Raw genomic sequence first — 16,208 nt, 5'->3', positions numbered from 1 at the left:
GGTGCCCTGGCGGTGCGGGCCGGGCTGACTAGGCTCGACCAGGTGGAACAGACCCTGAACCCGTCCGGACCGCCACTGACTCCCCGTACCGCCGTGGTCTGGTCGGTGCTCCGCGCCGAACTGGACCGCCGCCCCGGCACCGAGCTGACCGTGCTCGATGTGGGCGGCGGCACGGGTGGCTTCGCCGTGCCGCTGGCCCGGGCCGGGCACCGGGTCACCGTGGTCGATGCCAGTCCCGACGCGCTCGCCGCGCTCAGCCGCCGGGCCGCCGAGGCGGGGGTGGCCGGACGGGTACGCGCCGTCCAGGGCGACGGCGACGCGCTCGCCGGGCTGGTCGAGCCGGCCAGCGTCGACCTGGTGCTCTGCCACGCGGTGCTGGAGGTCGTCGACGACCCGACGCTGGTGGCGGTCGCGCTGGCCGGCACCCTGCGGCCGGGCGGTGCGGCGAGCGTGCTGGTCGCCGGGCGGGCCGCGGCGGTGCTCGGCCGGGCGATGAACGGCCACCTCGACGTGGCCGCGACGCTGGCCGTCGACCCCGAGGGCAGCGCCGGTGCCCGGGACACGCTGCGTCGGCGTTTCGACGCCGAGAGCGCCGCCGCGCTGCTCACCACCGCCGGGCTCACGGTCGAGGAGATCCACGGCGTACGCGTCCTCGCCGACCTGCTTCCGGCGGCCGTGGCCGACGGTCAGCCGGCGGCGCTTGTCGAGTTGGAACGTACCCTCGCCGCCCAGCCGCCCTGGCGGGACCTGGCCGCCCAGCTGCACCTGTTCGCCCGCCGCCCGGCATGACCGGCCCGCCCGACGCGCACCCGCTGCCCGACGCGCACCCGCTGCCCGACGCGCACCCGCTGCCCGCCGCGCACCCGTTGCCCGCCGCCCGGCAGGCGCCCGGCGCTCGGCAGGTGTTAAAAGGGGGCCCTTCCTCTACTCCAGGCGTTAACAAGGGGCCCTTCCTTGCACCGGTGTCGCCGGAGTATGGCGGGGGGAGCCTGGCGGACGTGTTGCCGAGCGCACTCGGCGTGCTCGGGGTGCCCGGCGCTGTGGATCTGCTCGGGCTGGGCGCCGAGTTGGCCGGGGTACGCCGGATCGCGGTGCTGCTGGTCGACGGCCTCGGCTGGTACCAGATTCCGGTCGCCGCGCCGTACGCGCCGGCTCTGGCCGGGCTGACCGCCACCGTCGGTCGGCCGCTCACCTGCGGCTTTCCCTCGACCACCCCGACCAGTCTGGTGACCCTGGGCACCGGAGTGCCGGCCGGCGCGCACGGCGTGGTCGGCTTCACCCTGCGGGTGCCCGGCACCGACCGGGTGCTCAGCCACATCGAGTGGGCCGACGACCCGTCGCCGCTGCGCTGGCAGCCGGTGACCACCTGGCTGGAGCGGGCCCGGGCCGCCGGGGTGGCGGTGACCGTGGTGAGCCGACCGGAGTTCGGCGGCACCGGCCTGACCCTGGCCGCGAACCGGGGCGGCGACTACCGGGGCGCGGCGGGCGTCGACGAGCTGGCCGCCACGATGCTCACCGCCCTGGCCGCCGGGACCGGGCCCACCCTGGTCTCCGGCTACCACCCGGACGTCGACCGGCACGGCCACCTCAGCGGGGTGGACTCGATGCCGTGGCGAGCGGCCGTGACCGAGGTGGACGCGCTGCTGAGCCGGCTGGTGGACGGCCTGCCACCGGACGCGGCGCTGCTGGTCACCGCCGACCACGGGCAGCTGGACGTGCCGCCGGGGGACCGTTTCGACCTGGACACCGATCCCCGGCTGACCGCCGGGGTACGGGTCGTCGCGGGCGAGCCCCGGGTGCGCTACCTGCACGTCGAGCCGGGTGCCACCGCCGACGTGGTGGCCAGCTGGTCGGGCGTGCTGGGGTCCGCCGCCCGGGTGCTGACCCGCGACGAGGCGGTGGCCACCGGCTGGTTCGGGCCGGTGCCCGAGGAACACCTGCGCCGCATCGGCGACGTCGTGGTGGTCTGCAACGACACGTACGCGGTGCTGGCCAGCCGGTCGGAGAGCCCGGCGGTGTCCCGGCTGGTGGCGCTGCACGGCGCGGACACGGCGGCCGAGATGACCATCCCGCTGCTGGTGGTGCGGGGTTGACCGGTCGGCATGTCGGTCCCGGGGGATAACCTGCGCGGGTGGGCCGCAGCCAGTCGATACCCCGGGGCGGTGATCCCCGGTTCGGGCCGGACGCCGACGACACCGGCTGTTCGATCCTGCACGTCGACATGGACGCCTTCTACGCCTCGGTGGAGGTGCGCCACCGGCCGGAGCTGCGCGGCCGGGCCGTCGTGGTCGGCGGAGTCGGTCCGCGCGGCGTGGTCAGCTCGGCCAGCTACCAGGCCCGCCGCTACGGGGTACGCAGCGCGATGCCGACCATGCGGGCCCGCGCGCTCTGCCCGCACGCGGTCTTCCTACCGCCGGACTTCACCCGCTACTCGGCCGCCTCGCGGGCGGTCATGCAGATCTTCCGCGACGTCACGCCGCTGGTCGAGCCACTCTCGTTGGACGAGGCGTTCCTCGACGTCGCCGGTGCCCGGCGGCTCTTCGGCCCGCCTGCCGCGATCGCCCGGCACATCCGCGAGCGGGTCGCCGCCGAGCAGGGGCTGACCTGCTCGGTCGGGGTGGCGCCGACCAAGTTCGTGGCAAAGCTCGGGTCGACCCGGGCCAAGCCCGACGGCCTGCTCGTCGTCCCGGCCGCGCAGGTGCTCGACTTCCTCCATCCGCTGCCGGTCTCCGCCCTCTGGGGGGTCGGTGAGCGCTCCGAGCAGGCGCTGTTGCGGCTCGGTCTGCGCACCGTCGGTGACCTCGCGGCGGCACCGGTCGGCATGCTGCGCACCGCGCTCGGCGAGGCGGCTGCGGTGCACCTGCACGAACTGGCCGCCGGGCGGGACCCGCGCCGGGTCAGCCCGGAGCAGGTCGAGAAGTCGATCGGTGCGGAGGTCACCTTCGACGTCGACGTCGTCGACCCGGCCGAGATCCGGCGCACCCTGCTCGCGCTGGCCGAGAAGGTCGGGGCCCGGTTGCGCGCCGCCGGGCAGGTGGGGCGGACGATTTCGGTGAAGGTGCGGATATCCGACTTTCGGACGTTCACCCGCTCGCGCACCCTGGACGTGCCCACCGATGTCGCCCGGGAGATGTTCGACACGTCCTGGTCCCTCTTCACCGCCCTGCACCCGGGTGAGCCGATCCGTCTGGTCGGCGTACGGGCCGAAGGGCTCACTGCGGCGGCCGAGACGCCCCGACAGCTCGCCCTCGGTGCACCTGAGCGCGGCTGGCGCGAGGCGGAGGCCGCCGCCGACGCCGCGGCTGCCCGTTTCGGGCGGTCCGTCATAGGTCCGGCTAGTCTGCTCACCGGGCGTGATACCCACCGAAATGAAAATCCGACCCGGCCATAGGTCGTCCCGCTTTCCGACGCGCGAGGGCCCTCGTAGACTTGCGGGTAAGCAGCCGGTTGGCTGCCACGGTCTGTCGGTCCGACCGGACCGACCAACGTGACCGGGGAGGAGTGCCGTGCCGCTCTCGGAGCACGAGCAGCGGCTGTTCGAGCAGATCGAGCGGTCGCTTGCCGAGGACCCCAAGTTCGCCTCGGCCGTGCGCGCCAGCGATCCGCGCTTCCATGCGCGGCGTCGCCTGCTCGTCGCTGCCGGCGTGATCATTGCTGGCCTGGCGTTGTTGGTCTATGGCGCGGTGATCAAGACTCCGCCGCTGGCAGTGGCGGGATTCGTCGTCATGCTGGCCTCGGCCGCCTTCGCGGTGCAGTCGCACCGCCGGGCACAGTCACCCGACCTGCACGTCGTCGGAGGCACGGCGAGCCGTCGCCGGTCCCGGGGCCGGGCCGGTCGGCGATCCGGCCTGATCGACCGGCTGGAGGACCGCTGGCGGCAACGCCCGGAGGGCCACCGCTGACCCGGTCGCGCCGTTCCTGAGGCGTACCCAGGTCGGGCCGGGCTCTCCGCCGCCAGCGAACCGCTGTGCTCGCGCGCCGCTGCGTTCGCGCGCCGCTGCGTTCGCGAGCCGCTGCGTTCGCGAGCCGCTGCGTTCGCGCGCCGTTACGTTCGCGCGCCGTTACGTTCGCGAAGTGCTGCCTTCGCGCGCCGCTGCGTCTACGAGCGGGCCGGGCGTTGACGAGAGAACCGGACGTTGGCGTAGAAACGGGCCGGCGGTGGGAGACTTCCCACCGCCGGCCCGGTCGTCGTTTCGCCGCCGGCCTCAGCGCCCCGTGCGGCTGGCGATCAGCCGGCGTGGGCTGAACCGCAGCAGCCGGTACCGCAGCCGCTCACCGGAGGCCACCAACTGCGCCGAAGTGTCCGCCACGGCGGTCCGCCACCGGTGCAGCACCGACGGCGGCAGCACGGTCGCCATCAGACGGGTACGCCGATCGGCCTGACCGGCCAGCGCCTCGCGTACCGTGCGCAGGGCCGCCGGCAGGGGTTCGCCGGTCAACGGGTCCCGCGCGTAGCGGGCCCGCTCCTCGGCCCGGCCGAGCAGGCGTGCCGCAGTGCCGGCCGCGGCGTCGGCGCGCAGCGGCTCGCCGGCCAGCCGTTCCGCGGTGGCTCGTGGCGTTTCCGCCCGGTCCACCCGGACCCGGTAGTCGACAAGCGTGTCGATCAGTTCCTCCCAGGCCGCGTGCGCGTCGGCGCGGGCCCGATCCGGATCGGTACCGACCACCATGACCGGTTGGTCCGCGCCGGTGGCGTCCGCGTCCGGCGCGTCGACCGTCCGCAACACCGGGGCCGGCCGGCCCCGGCGACGGCGCAGCGCGAGCCGGCGCAGCGCGGGGACGGCGAGCAGGACGAACAGCGCCAGTACGCCGACGACCGCCAACCAGGGCCAGACCGGTGTCGACTGGGCGGACGTGCCGTCACTGCCGGCCGCCGTCGGGTCGTCGCCCTCCTCGAACTGGTCCGGTGCGCGGTCCGGGCCGGCCGAGGGTTCGCTCTCGTCCGGGGTGTCCGCCGTGCCGGTCTGCGGCGTCGAGTCCTCCGGGGCGTCGACGTCCGGCGCCCAGGCCGAGCGGGTCGAGCCGGGCACCCCGTAGCTCGGGGTGGCGTCGAACGGCACCCAGCCGACCTGGTCGAAGTAAACCTCGGTCCAGGCGTGCAGGTTCCGGTTGGTCAGGGTGAAGGTGTCACCGCTGCGCCGGTTGCCGTTGGTGAAGCCGAACGCGACCCGGGCCGGAATGCCGGCGTCCCGCACCATCCAGGCCATCGCCGCGGCGTACTGCTGGCAGAAGCCGGCCTTGTTCTCCAGGAAGTCGAGGATCTGCTCGCCGCTGGTGCCCTCCTCCGTGGTCAGCTGGTAGGTGAAGCCGTTGTCCTCGGAGAAGTAGTTGTAGATGGCCCGCACCTTGTCGTACTCGGTGCGCTTGCCCCGGACCAGCTCCGCCACCAGCTCGCGCACCTCGCCCACCTCGGGGGTGCGGGTCTGCTCCCGGCGTAGCGGCAGGTCGGCTGGGAGCGGCCGGGCCGAGCGCAGCGCCTGCGGGCTGTACGTCGAGCGCACGTAGTCGAACGAGTACGTGCGGCCCCGCGAGTTCTCCCGGTTGGAGAAGACGATTTGCAGGTTCGGGTCGTAGAACCAGCTGTTGCCGAGGTCGGCGAAGCGGACCGGCTCGGCGTACACCGGCAGCAGCCGCATGTCCAGGTCGCGGCTGACCTCCACGGTGGCCTGGTGTCGGGTCCGCTCGACCCCGGGCAGCGTCCGCCGCGCCGGGTCGGGCAGGTCACCGGTGACCCGCTGGCCGTTCGGGCCCCGCACCCGGAACCCGTCCGCCTGGAGGTCGTCGGCGACCCCGAAGCGCAGGTAGAAGGGCTCCTCCTCGGTGGTGGTGACCTTGACCAGGTCGGTCACCTGGGACTGGTTGAGCCGTCCGCTGAGCGCGGCGAAGAGGTCGACCCGCCCGGGGGAGCCGCCAAGTCCACCGCCGCCGAGACCGGAACCCGCGCCGGGGTTCAGGTTGCTCATCAGGCCGGCGGTCATCCCCGGCACGGCCAGCGGCACCAGCACGGCCAGCGCGAGGCCGACCACGGCCAACCGGCGTCCGGCGGCGGCCAGCGGCGACGCCTCCCAGACGTCGACGTCGCGGCCGTCGCCGGTGAACCGCCGGCCGAACCGGCGTACCCGGTCCACGTTGTCGGTGACCAGCAGCCAGAGGAAACCGGCGGCACCGATCGCGAACGGCAGCGGCGGGACGCTGTCCACGTAGACCGCCACCGGCACCGAGTAGATGGCCAGCATCGGCAGCCCGGCCAGGGCGGGCCGGCGCAGCCCGACGCAGAGCACGTCCACAAGCACCGCCACCGCGCCCACCCCGAGCACGGTGACGAACAGCAGCGGGTCGGTGTCCGGCACCTGCACGCTGTGGGTGCGCATGTCCTCGCCCGAGCCGGCGACCAGTTCGGCGAAGTGCCCGAAGGTGGCCGGGGTGGGCAGCACGGCCAGCAGTTCCTCACCGCTGGGGAACAGCCAGGTCAGGGCGAGCGTGAGGCCGCCGAGCATGGCCAGCACCTGAACCCAGACCGGGGTCCGGCCGAGCCGGGCCAGCGCCGCCGCGGCGGCCACCGCGGCCACCGCGATGACGGCCTGGACCAGCCACGTCCAGCGTTCGAAGATGGCCGACAGCGGCGCGGCGGCGAGCAGCGTCGCGGCGGCGGCCACCAGGCCCAGATTTCGATGGGCGATCATGAGGGGGACCTTCCGTTCATCGCGCGGTACCCGCCACCGTCTCGGCCATCGCCGCACGGAGGGCGAACCCCTGGGAACCGCGGCCCGCCTGCGGCCAGAGCGCCGCCAGCCGGTCACCGTGGCCGACGCCGATCACCCGCCAGCCGGACTGGAGCAGGGCCAGCGCAGCCGTGTCGTGCGCCTGATCGGCCTCGACCCGGGCGTGCGCCGGCAGGTTGAGCCAGGCGGAGCTGTCCAGCAGGAAGCACACGCAGGTGGCACCGTTGGCCCGCAACCCGGCGAGCAGTTCCGCCTCGGCGGTGCTCAACGACCCGAACACGCCGATGATCAGACCGCCGTCGGAGCGCTGTCGGACGTGCTGGATCAGCGTGGTGATCTCGACCCGCTGGTCCAGCCGGACCTCGGCGAGGTGATCGAGCAGCAGCCCGTCACCGGCCCCCTCGCTCGCGTCGACGTCCCCGCCGGAGCCGGTGACCAGACGCAGCTTGTAGCCGGCCTGGCGCAGGTGGACGGCGACGCTTGCGGCGGCGGACACGGCCCACTCGAAGCTGGCCGTCGGGCCGTCGCCCCGATGGCCGTACGCCCGGGTGTCCAGCAGCACGGTGGCCCGGCTCTCCCAGGGCTGTTCCTCACGCCGCACCATCAGCTCGCCGGTACGCGCGGTGGACTTCCAGTGCACCCGGCGCAGGTCGTCGCCGCGCCGGTACTCCCGGGTCGCCGCGTCGTCCTCGCCGTGCACCGCGACCGAGCGGGCCCGGCTCTCGCCGCTGCCGGCGTACTCGCCGGGCAGCCGTACCGAGGGCAGCGGCACCACCTGCGGCACGACCGTGAGCCGGTCGGTGCCGGGGAACGCGCGGGTCAGTTCGCAGAGCCCGAACGGGTCGGCCATCCGGACCACCAGCGGGCCCACCTCGTACCGGCCGCGTACGTCGGCCCGCACGGTGTACGCCACCGAGCTGGCCTGGTGCGCGCCGAGCCGTTCCAGCACCACCCGGGGCCGGCTGCCCAGCGCGTACGGGAGGCGGTCCTCCAGCAGCAGGGTGCCGGTGGGCAGCCGGGACATGTTCTGCAACCGCAGCACCACCCGGGCGCTGGCGCCGACCGGCACCCGGTGCGGGTCCAGCGACCGGTGGCAGGCCAGCTTGTAGCGGCTACGGCCGACGTAGAGCGCGGCGAGCAGCGGCAGGACGGCCAGCAGCACCGCCACCCGCAGCAGGTCCTTCTCGCCGAGGATGCCGGCGGAGATGGCCGCGGCGAGTGCGGCGGCCAGGAAGGAACGGCCGCGGGTGGTCAGCCCGCGTAGCCCGTCACGCACGTCACGGCCTCCGGGGCTCGAATGGTGCCCGGCCGTTGCCGCTCGGCGGGCGGCTGTCGTACGGCGAGCGGTTGCGGTCGTGCGGCAGCGGCAGCCGGTGCACCAGGTCGGCGATTATCGCGTCGGTGGTGCGGCGGGCGAGCTGGGCGTCGGCGGTGGGGATGAGCCGGTGCGCCAGCACCGGGACGGCGAGCACCTGGAGGTCGTCCGGGAGCACGTAGTCACGCCCGTCCAGGGCGGCCACCGCGCGGGCGGTACGCAGCAGCTGCAACGTGCATCGGGGCGAGGCACCCAGCCGCAGGTCGGGCGATTCGCGGGTGGCGGTGACCAGGTCGACGGCGTACTGCTTGACCGCGTCGGCGACGTGCACCTGCCGGACGTGGCCGATCAGCCGGCGGACGGTCTCGGCGTCGGAGACCGGCCGCAGCGCCGGCAGCGGGTCCACCGCGCCGTGGCCGTCGAGCATGGCCAACTCGGCGGTGGGGTCCGGGTAACCCATCGCGATCCGGGCGGTGAACCGGTCGCGCTGCGCCTCCGGCAGCGGATAGGTCCCCTCCATCTCGATCGGGTTCTGCGTCGCGATCACCATGAACGGGGTCTGTAGCTGGTACGTCACCCCGTCGACCGTGACCTGCCGTTCCTCCATGCACTCCAGCAGCGCGGACTGGGTCTTCGGTGAGGCCCGGTTGATCTCGTCACCGACCACCAGGTTGGCGAAGACGGCACCCGGGCGGAATTCGAAGTCGTGCGTCTCCTGGTTGTAGACGCTCACCCCGGTGACGTCGCTGGGCAGCAGGTCGGGAGTGAACTGGATCCGGCGTACCGAACAGTCGATGGACCGCGCCAGGGCCTTGGCCAGCTTGGTCTTGCCGACGCCGGGGACGTCCTCGATGAGTAGGTGACCCTCGGCGAGTAGGACGGCGAGGGCCAGCCGCACGGTGGCGGTCTTGCCCTCGATGACCTGCTCGATGTTGGCCACGATTGCGTCGCTTGCGGCGCGGAACTCGTCGTGCGGCAGCAATCCGCCAACTTCGTCCCAGGTCTGTTGTGTCACGGGCCTCCTCCTCGTCGCCGTCACGGCAGCTCTGAAAAGAGCACCTGGACCCGCCGTTGGGTTCGCGACGTGCGAGCCTCGTCTGCCGCAGCAATCTCACTGGCCTCTCAGGCTAACCATGTTTGTCGCCAACGCCGACCGCCGCAGGTGTTTGACCGGTTACACAGTGATTTGTCATTCACGCAACGCATGTCGACGACTGTGCCGGGTAATGCGGCCAGCCAGTGGCCGACGCCGGGCCGGCGCCAGTGGCCGTCGCCGGGTCGGCGCCAGTGGCCGTCGCCGGGCCGGCCCGGTCGCGCCGAGGTTCACGCCGGACCCAGACGGAAGCGAGAGGTGACATGCCCGACCACGGTTACCGCGAGATCTACCGGGACACCGGCGACGGCGGGGTGCAGCTCGGTGCCAGCGCCGACCGCTGGTACCTCTACGAGGACCACGTCCACCTGGCGCCGCAGCATTCCGCAGGCCGGCTGATGCGCTTCGACGCCGAGCTGCTGCCCTTCGTCGACAGCCTCGACCGCGGGGCGCTGGCCGTGGTCGACATGCAGAACGACTTCTGCGCCGCCGGCGGCTGGACCGACCGCTCCGGGCTCGACTACCAGGCCTGCCGGTCGGCCATCCCCGGGGTGCAGCGGGCCATCGACGCGGCGCGCAGGCACGGCATGTTCGTCATCTGGATCTACTGGCACAACCGGCCCGACCTGCGCAACCTCGGCGCCCCGACGCTGCACTCGTTCAAGCACCGGCTCGACCAGGCCGGCATCGGTGAGCAACTGGAGCGGGGACAGGTGCTCACCGCCGGTTCCTGGGGCGCGGAGATGGTCGACGAGCTGAAGGGCCACCTGACCGACGACGACATCCATGTCGAGAAGGTGCGGATGAGCGGGTTCTACGGCACCCACCTGGACCAGGTGCTGCGTACCCAGGGCATCCAGACGCTCTACGTCTGCGGCGTCAACACCGACCAGTGCGTCAGCACGACCGTGGAGGACGCCTACTTCCGGGACTACAACCCGGTGGTCATCGCCGATGCGACCGCCACCTCCAGCCCCGCCTACTGCAAGGACGCGGTGCTGTTCAACACCAAGCAGTGCTGGGGCTTCGTCACCACCACCGAGGCGTTCGCAAACCCGCAGCCGTACCGGAAGGCGAGTGGTTCCTGAGACGGACCGGCTCTCGTGATCCTCGCGGTCGTCCTCGCCTGGCAGGCCGTGCTGGCCGGCTGCACCCCGCTGCTGACCCGGCGGTTCGGGCGCGACGCCGGCTACCCGCTGGCCGCCGGCTACCTGGTCGGTGCCGGCCTGCTGCTCAGCCAACTGCCGGCGATCCTCGACAACCGGGAGATCGCCGTGGCCTGGCGGTGGCTGCCCGCGCTGGAGGTCAGCGCCGCGCTGCGGATGGACGCGCTCGGCCTGGTCTTCGCCCTGCTGGCCCTCGGCGTCGGCGCGTTGATCATGGCCTACTGCCCCCGGTACCTCAGCGCCGAGGAGGGCCGGCACGAGCGGGTGTACGCCACGCTTACCCTCTTCGCCGCCGCGATGCTGGGCCTGGTGCTCTCCGACGACCTGCTGGTGCTCTTCGTCTTCTGGGAACTGACCTCCATCCTGTCGTTCGTCCTGATCGGGCAGGGCGGCCGGCCGGCCGCCACCGGTCCGGCCGTGCAGGCCCTGCTGGTCACCGTCACCGGCGGGCTGGCCCTGCTGGCCGCGATCGTGCTGGTGGCGGTGCACGCCGGCACCACAAGCCTGAACACGATCGTCGACGAACCGGAGCGGCTCACCGGCGGGCCGGCCTGGACGATCGGCGCGCTGATCCTGATCGCCGCGTTCACCAAGTCCGCGCAGCTGCCGTTCCACTTCTGGCTGCCCGGCGCGATGGTGGCGATCACGCCGGTGAGCGCGTACCTGCACGCGGCCACGATGGTGAAGGCCGGCATCTATCTGCTGATGCGGTTCTCGGCGGTGTTCGGCGGCACGGTGGTGTGGGACACCGTGCTGATGGTCGGCGGGCTGCTGACCGCGATCCTCGGTGCGGCGCTGGCGCTGCGGCAGTACGACCTCAAGGCGCTGCTGGCGTACTCCACGGTCAGCCAACTCGGCCTGCTGGTCGGGGTGATCGGTGCGGGCACCCCGGCCGCCGACGCGGCGGCGATCCTCTACACCGTCGCCCACGCGTTGTTCAAGGCCACGCTCTTCATGCTTGTCGGCATCATCGACCACCAGGCCGGCAGCCGGGACGTGCGGGAACTCTCCGGGCTGCACCGGGTGATGCCGGTGACGGTCTGGCTCACCGCCCTGGCCGCCATGTCGATGGCCGGCCTGCCGCCGACCATCGGCTTCGTCGGCAAGGAGGCGATCTTCGAGGCGCTCGGCGAGTCACGCGGGGTGTGGTGGCTGGGCTGGTCCGCCGCCGGGCTCGCGGTGCTCGCCTCGGTGCTCACCTTCGCCTACGCGGCCCGGCTCGTGTACGGAATGATCGAGGGGCCGACCCGGCAGCGCCGGCTGCACGAGCCCTCCTGGTCGTTCCTGGCTCCCGCCGCGGTCGCCGCGGTGGTGGCCACCGCGCTCGGTCCGGCGGTGGCCGTGCTGAGCCCGCTTGTGGAACGGGCCGCCGACGACGCCCGCCCGGAAGGCACCCCGCCCTACCTGGCCTTCTGGCACGGGTTCACCCCGGCGCTGGGCCTGAGCGCGCTCACCGTACTGCTGGGTACCGCGCTCTTCCTCGGACGGGTGCGGGTGGACCGGTGGCTGCGGGCGGTGCCGACCACGCCGCCCCTGGCCGAGTTGCTGGAGCGTGGGCGGCACGGGCTGCTGCGGGTCGGCGCGCTGGTCGCCCGGCCGGCCCACGCCCCGGGACCGGCCCCCTACCTGGCCCGGCCGCTGCTGGCCGTGGTGCTCCTCGCGGCGGTCGCTGTGCTGCTGCCGGGTGTGCCGGCCATCTCCGGCGGCGATCTCGCCCGGTCCACCGACTGGCTGCTGCTGGGCCTGCTCGGCCTGACCCTCGTCGGCCTGCTGGTGGTGCGCTCGGCGCTTGCCGCGATCGCGCTCACCGGCCTGGTGGGGCTGCTGCTGACGGTCTGGTTCCTGACCGTCGGTGCGCCGGATGTGGCGTTGACGCTGATGCTTGTGGAGGTGCTCACCGCGGTGGTCGTCATGCTGGCCCTGCGGCAGCAGCCGGACCGGCTCGCCCCGATCGGCCGCCGTCGGCCGGTGGTCGGCGCGGCGTTGCTCGCGCTGGCGGCGGGGGCGCGGCGGCGGCCGGCACGGCGGCCCTGACCGGTCGTGCCGAACCGTCCGAGCCCAGCCGGTGGTATCTCGACCACGCCGAGGAGCTGACCGGCGGCACGAACGTGGTCAACACCATCCTGGTGGACTTCCGCGCCCTGGACACCCTCGGCGAGGCGGTGGTGCTCGCGGTGGTGGCGCTCGGCCTGGTCCAACTCGTCGGCCGGGCCCGGGATGCCGGTCGGGCCACGGATGCCGGCCGGGCGACGAACGCCGGCCGGGTCACGGATCGCGGCCGGGCCACGGGTGGCGAGCGGGCCGACCGCGACCCGGTGCTGCGGTTGGCCTACCGGATGCTCGCGCCGCTGATGCTCATCGCCTCGGCCGTGCTGTTCCTGCGCGGCCACGACGAGACCGGCGGCGGGTTCATCGCGGCGCTGCTCGCGGGCACCGCCGTCGGGCTCGGTCAGCTCGCCCATCCGGGTAACGCTGCGCTGGTGGGCCGGCTGCGGGCGGTGCCGCTGCTGACCGTCGGGCTGCTGACGGCCGTCGGTGCCGGGTTGGTGCCGCTCGCCGCCGGCCGGTCCTTCCTCACCCCGCTGCACGTCAGCCCACCCGGACCGGTGCCGTCGCTGAGCACCGCGCTCCTGTTCGACCTGGGCGTCTATCTGATGGTCCTGGCCCTGGTGGTGGCCGCGGTACGCCGGCTCGGCCTACCGCCGGCCGCCGCGCCGGACGCGCCCCGCAGCGCCGCGAGAGGTGCGTCATGAGCGCCGCGTTGATGGTCGGCACGCTTGTCGCGGCCGGGGTCTTCCTGCTGCTGCGTCCCGGCCAGTTGCGCCTGGTGCTCGGCTTCGTCCTGCTCGGGCACGCGGTAAACGTGGTGCTGCTCGCCGCAGGCGGGCTGCAACGCCGTACGTCGCCGCTGGCGGAAGTGGGCCCCGAGACGGCGGACCCGCTGCCGCAGGCGTTCGTGCTGACCGCGATCGTGATCACCTTCGGTATCACCGTCCACCTGCTCGGCCTGCTGCGCCGGGGCACGGCGGACCCGGATGCCGGTGGCGGCGACCTCGACGGCGACGACGACACCGGGGCGGGCGACGGCGGCCCCGCCGACGACGAGGCGCACCGACCGGCCGACGGCGGACCGGAGGTGTCCCGATGAACGGCCTGCTGCTGTTGCTGCCGATCGCCGGGCCGCTGCTGGTGGCCGGGCTGCTCCTGGCCCTGCCCGGACGCACCCGGCTGCATCGGGCTGCCGCCCTGGCCACCACGGCGGCGGTGCTGGCAGGCGCCGTGGCGCTGCTGGTCGGCACCGCCGACGGCGCGGTGGCGGTGCTGCGGGTCGGCGGGTGGCCGGCGCCGGTCGCCATCGGCCTGGCGGCCGACGCGTTCAGCGCCCTGCTGGTGACGGTGGCGACGCTTGTGGTGTTCTGCTGCCTGATCTCCGCCGCCGGTTCCGGGGACGACCGGCGGCCGTACTTCCTACCGCTGGTGCTGGTGCTCGCCGCCGGGGCGAACGGCGCCTTCCTCACCACCGACCTGTTCAACCTCTTCGTGCTGATCGAGGTCATGCTGGTGCCCTCGTACGTGCTGCTGAGTCTGACCGGCGGCGCCGGGCGGGGCGGCGCGGGCCGGGTGTACGTGGCGACCAACCTGCTCGGCTCCACCCTGCTGCTGACCGGGGTGGCCCTGCTCTACGGCACCGCCGGCACGGTGGGTCTGGGCGCGCTGGCCGGCGCGGCGCGGGACGACCCGGCGGTGGCGGTCGCCGGTGGCGTGGTACTGCTCGCGCTGGCGGTCAAGAGTGCGCTGGTGCCGGTGCACGACTGGCTGCCGCGCACCTACCCGGTGGCCTCGCCGGTGGTGGTGGCCCTCTTTTCCGGGCTGCTCACCAAGGTCGGTCTCTACGCCGTCATCCGGATCTACGCCGTGGTGTACGGCGGCGACCCGGCCTACCACTGGCTGCTCGGCGCGGTGGCGCTGCTGTCGATGGTGGTCGGCGTGCTCGGCGCGCTCGGGGAGAGCACGATGCGCCGGATCCTCACCTTCCACATGGTCAGCCAGATCGGGTACCTGCTGCTCGGCCTGGCGCTGTTCACCGCCGCGAGCCTGGCCGCGACCGTGTACTACCTGGCCCAGTACATCGTGGTGAAGGCGGCGTTGTTCCTCTGCGCCGCGGCGGTGCGCGCCGGTCGGGGCAGCGACCGGCTGGACGGCTCGGGTGGTCTCGCGAGTCAGCGGCCGGCGCTCGCCCTGGCCTTCGGCGCGGCGGCGCTGTCGCTGGCCGGCCTGCCGCCCTTCTCCGGCTTCCTGGCCAAGTTCCTGCTGCTGCGGGCCACCGCAGAGGTCGGTGCCTGGCCGGCGATGACGGTGGCGATCCTGGTCAGCCTGGCCACCCTGCTCTCCATGCTGAAGATCTGGAGCGCGTTGTTCACAAGCGACGAGCCGCCGGGCGCGGCGGTGCGGCAGCGGATCGGGCGGTCGCTGGTCGGGCCGCCGCTGGCCCTGGCCGGGCTCGCCCTGGTGGCGGGGCTGGCCGCCCAGCCGCTGTTGCTGGTGGCCGACACCGCCGCCGCCGGGCTGACCGACCCGGCCGGCTACGTACGGGCGGTGACCGGTCGATGAGCGGGCGGACCAAGCGACCCGGCCTCGGTCGGCGGGCGGTGCTGCGTACCGGACGGGTCCTGAGTTTCGCCGGCTGGTACGCGGTCCGGCTGGTGCAGACGAACCTGACCGTGGCCCGGGAGATCCTGACCCCCGGTTCCGGGCTGCACCCGGCCGTGGTACGGGTGCCGGTGCGCGCGGTCACCGACAGCGAGATCGCGGCCGTGACGTTGGCGGTGAGCCTGACCCCGGGCACGCTCGTCCTGGCCGTGCACCGCGATCCGATGGCGCTGTCGGTGCACGGCATGTACGCCGCCGACCCGGTGGCGGTCCGCCGGTACACCGTCGAGTTGGAGCGGCGGGTGCTGGCCGCACTACGCCCCGCCGACCACCCCGCCGCCGATCCGCCTGCCGCCGATCCGCCCGCCCCCGGTCCGCCTGCCGTCGGTCCGCCTGCCGCCGACCCGCCCGCCCCTGGTCCGCCTGCCCCCGACCCGCCCGCCGCCGGTCCGCCTGCCCCCGACCCGCCCGCCTCCGGTCCGGCCGCCGAGGAGCGGGATCCCGAACCGCCCGATGACGATCCGGACGTGCCGCGGAGGTGGCCATGATCCTGCTCGACGTACTGCTCGTGGTCCTCGCGGGCGCGATGGTGGCGGTGGTCTACCGGCTGGTGGCCGGCCCGACCGACGCCGACCGGGCCGCCGCCCTGGACCTCGGCTTCTTCGTCTTCCTGGCGGCCGTCGCCCTGCTCGCCGCCCGGTTGGACACGCCGGACCTGCTCGATCTGGTGCTGACCGGGACGCTTGTGAGCTTCCTGGCCACGGTGGCGATGGCCCGGCTGGTGGACCGGGGAAAGCGATGATCCGCACGGTGGCGGCGTACGCCCTGTTGCTGCTCGGTACCGCGTTGATCGCGATCGGCGCGGTCGGGCTGATCCGGCTGCCGGACGTCTACAACCGGATGAACGCCGTCGCCAAGGCGGCCGGGCTCGGGCTGAGCCTGGTCCTGCTCGGCGTCCTGCTGCTGGTGCCCAGCGTGCGTACCGCAGTGGTGGTGCTGGTGGCGATCGGCCTGCAACTCTTCACCGCGCCGGTCGGCGGGTACGCGCTGGCCCGGGCCGCCTACCGGGCCGGAGCGCCGCTGGCGCCGATCACCCGCTACGACGAACTCGGCGGCCGAGCCGGGGAGAGCGACGGTCGGGCCGGGGCGGACGACGGTCGGGGCGGGGACGACGACGGCAGAACCGGGGCGGGCGGCGGCCGGGACGGGGATGCTGCGACCGGTGACGATGCCGGTCGCAGCGGTGAGCGTCAGCGTTGACCGAC

12 protein-coding genes and 2 pseudogenes are annotated in these 16,208 nt (G+C 73.8%); 11 read left to right on the top strand and 3 right to left on the bottom strand.

Annotated features, from left to right (window positions below; all coding sequences use genetic code 11):
• Positions 1 to 24 precede the first annotated feature (24 nt).
• The 4 genes from QQG74_RS23605 (at position 25) to QQG74_RS23590 (ending at position 3,902) form a co-directional block, all read left to right on the top strand.
• Positions 25 to 789, top strand: coding sequence for a methyltransferase domain-containing protein (locus QQG74_RS23605; RefSeq protein ID WP_341721339.1), 765 nt, complete (start codon positions 25 to 27; stop codon positions 787 to 789).
• 113 nt (positions 790 to 902) lie between these two features.
• Positions 903 to 2,093: a nucleotide pyrophosphatase/phosphodiesterase family protein gene (locus QQG74_RS23600; RefSeq protein ID WP_341721338.1), complete on the top strand. Its 1,191-nt coding sequence runs from the start codon at positions 903 to 905 to the stop codon at positions 2,091 to 2,093.
• Between the two features lie 38 nt (positions 2,094 to 2,131).
• On the top strand, positions 2,132 to 3,391 hold the full coding sequence (locus QQG74_RS23595; RefSeq protein WP_341716921.1) for a DNA polymerase IV: 1,260 nt from the start codon (positions 2,132 to 2,134) through the stop codon (positions 3,389 to 3,391).
• Between the two features lie 115 nt (positions 3,392 to 3,506).
• The gene (locus QQG74_RS23590; protein WP_341716920.1) at positions 3,507 to 3,902 is read left to right on the top strand and encodes a DUF3040 domain-containing protein; all 396 of its coding nucleotides are present in this window, start codon (positions 3,507 to 3,509) and stop codon (positions 3,900 to 3,902) included.
• A 303-nt stretch (positions 3,903 to 4,205) separates the two neighbouring features.
• Here QQG74_RS23590 and QQG74_RS23585 read toward each other — a convergent pair whose 3' ends face one another.
• Genes QQG74_RS23585 through QQG74_RS23575 form a run of 3 tightly spaced genes read right to left on the bottom strand, consistent with a single transcriptional unit; the run spans position 4,206 to position 9,049 of the window.
• Positions 4,206 to 6,680 (bottom strand): DUF3488 and transglutaminase-like domain-containing protein, encoded by a 2,475-nt coding sequence (locus tag QQG74_RS23585; RefSeq protein ID WP_341716919.1) that lies wholly within the window; start codon positions 6,678 to 6,680, stop codon positions 4,206 to 4,208.
• Between the two features lie 16 nt (positions 6,681 to 6,696).
• Positions 6,697 to 7,995 carry a DUF58 domain-containing protein gene (locus tag QQG74_RS23580; RefSeq protein WP_341716918.1) on the bottom strand — a complete coding sequence of 433 codons (1,299 nt, stop codon included), beginning with the start codon at positions 7,993 to 7,995 and terminating at the stop codon, positions 6,697 to 6,699.
• Position 7,996: 1 nt separating this feature from the next.
• Positions 7,997 to 9,049 (bottom strand): MoxR family ATPase, encoded by a 1,053-nt coding sequence (locus QQG74_RS23575; RefSeq protein ID WP_341716917.1) that lies wholly within the window; start codon positions 9,047 to 9,049, stop codon positions 7,997 to 7,999.
• Positions 9,050 to 9,390: 341 nt separating this feature from the next.
• On the opposite strand from QQG74_RS23575, the gene QQG74_RS23570 reads away from it, so the two are divergent.
• The 7 genes and pseudogenes from QQG74_RS23570 (at position 9,391) to mnhG (ending at position 16,203) form a co-directional block, all read left to right on the top strand.
• The gene (locus QQG74_RS23570; RefSeq protein WP_341716916.1) at positions 9,391 to 10,215 is read left to right on the top strand and encodes an isochorismatase family cysteine hydrolase; all 825 of its coding nucleotides are present in this window, start codon (positions 9,391 to 9,393) and stop codon (positions 10,213 to 10,215) included.
• 15 nt (positions 10,216 to 10,230) lie between these two features.
• Positions 10,231 to 13,046 (top strand): annotated as a pseudogene (gene mbhE / locus QQG74_RS23565) (hydrogen gas-evolving membrane-bound hydrogenase subunit E).
• Positions 13,043 to 13,441, top strand: a complete 399-nt coding sequence (locus QQG74_RS23560; RefSeq protein WP_341716915.1) for a sodium:proton antiporter — start codon at positions 13,043 to 13,045, stop codon at positions 13,439 to 13,441. Before mbhE ends, QQG74_RS23560 begins: the two are co-directional and overlap by 4 nt.
• Positions 13,438 to 14,904 (top strand): proton-conducting transporter membrane subunit, encoded by a 1,467-nt coding sequence (locus QQG74_RS23555; RefSeq protein WP_341716914.1) that lies wholly within the window; start codon positions 13,438 to 13,440, stop codon positions 14,902 to 14,904. The genes QQG74_RS23560 and QQG74_RS23555 overlap by 4 nt, the downstream gene beginning before the upstream one ends.
• Positions 14,901 to 15,266, top strand: a pseudogene (locus tag QQG74_RS23550) (Na+/H+ antiporter subunit E); the annotation flags it as partial. The gene QQG74_RS23555 and the pseudogene QQG74_RS23550, both read left to right, overlap by 4 nt.
• Before the next feature lie 221 nt (positions 15,267 to 15,487).
• Positions 15,488 to 15,745: a monovalent cation/H+ antiporter complex subunit F gene (locus QQG74_RS23545; RefSeq protein ID WP_341716913.1), complete on the top strand. Its 258-nt coding sequence runs from the start codon at positions 15,488 to 15,490 to the stop codon at positions 15,743 to 15,745.
• Positions 15,742 to 16,203, top strand: a complete 462-nt coding sequence (gene mnhG, locus QQG74_RS23540) for a monovalent cation/H(+) antiporter subunit G (protein WP_341716912.1) — start codon at positions 15,742 to 15,744, stop codon at positions 16,201 to 16,203. Before QQG74_RS23545 ends, mnhG begins: the two co-directional genes overlap by 4 nt.
• Positions 16,204 to 16,208 lie beyond the last annotated feature (5 nt).

The sequence above is a fragment of the Micromonospora sp. FIMYZ51 genome (assembly GCF_038246755.1).
Classification (GTDB): Bacteria; Actinomycetota; Actinomycetes; order Mycobacteriales; family Micromonosporaceae; genus Micromonospora.
The sequence above is the reverse complement of the archived record's forward strand: the minus strand, read 5'-3'. Positions and strand labels throughout refer to the sequence as shown.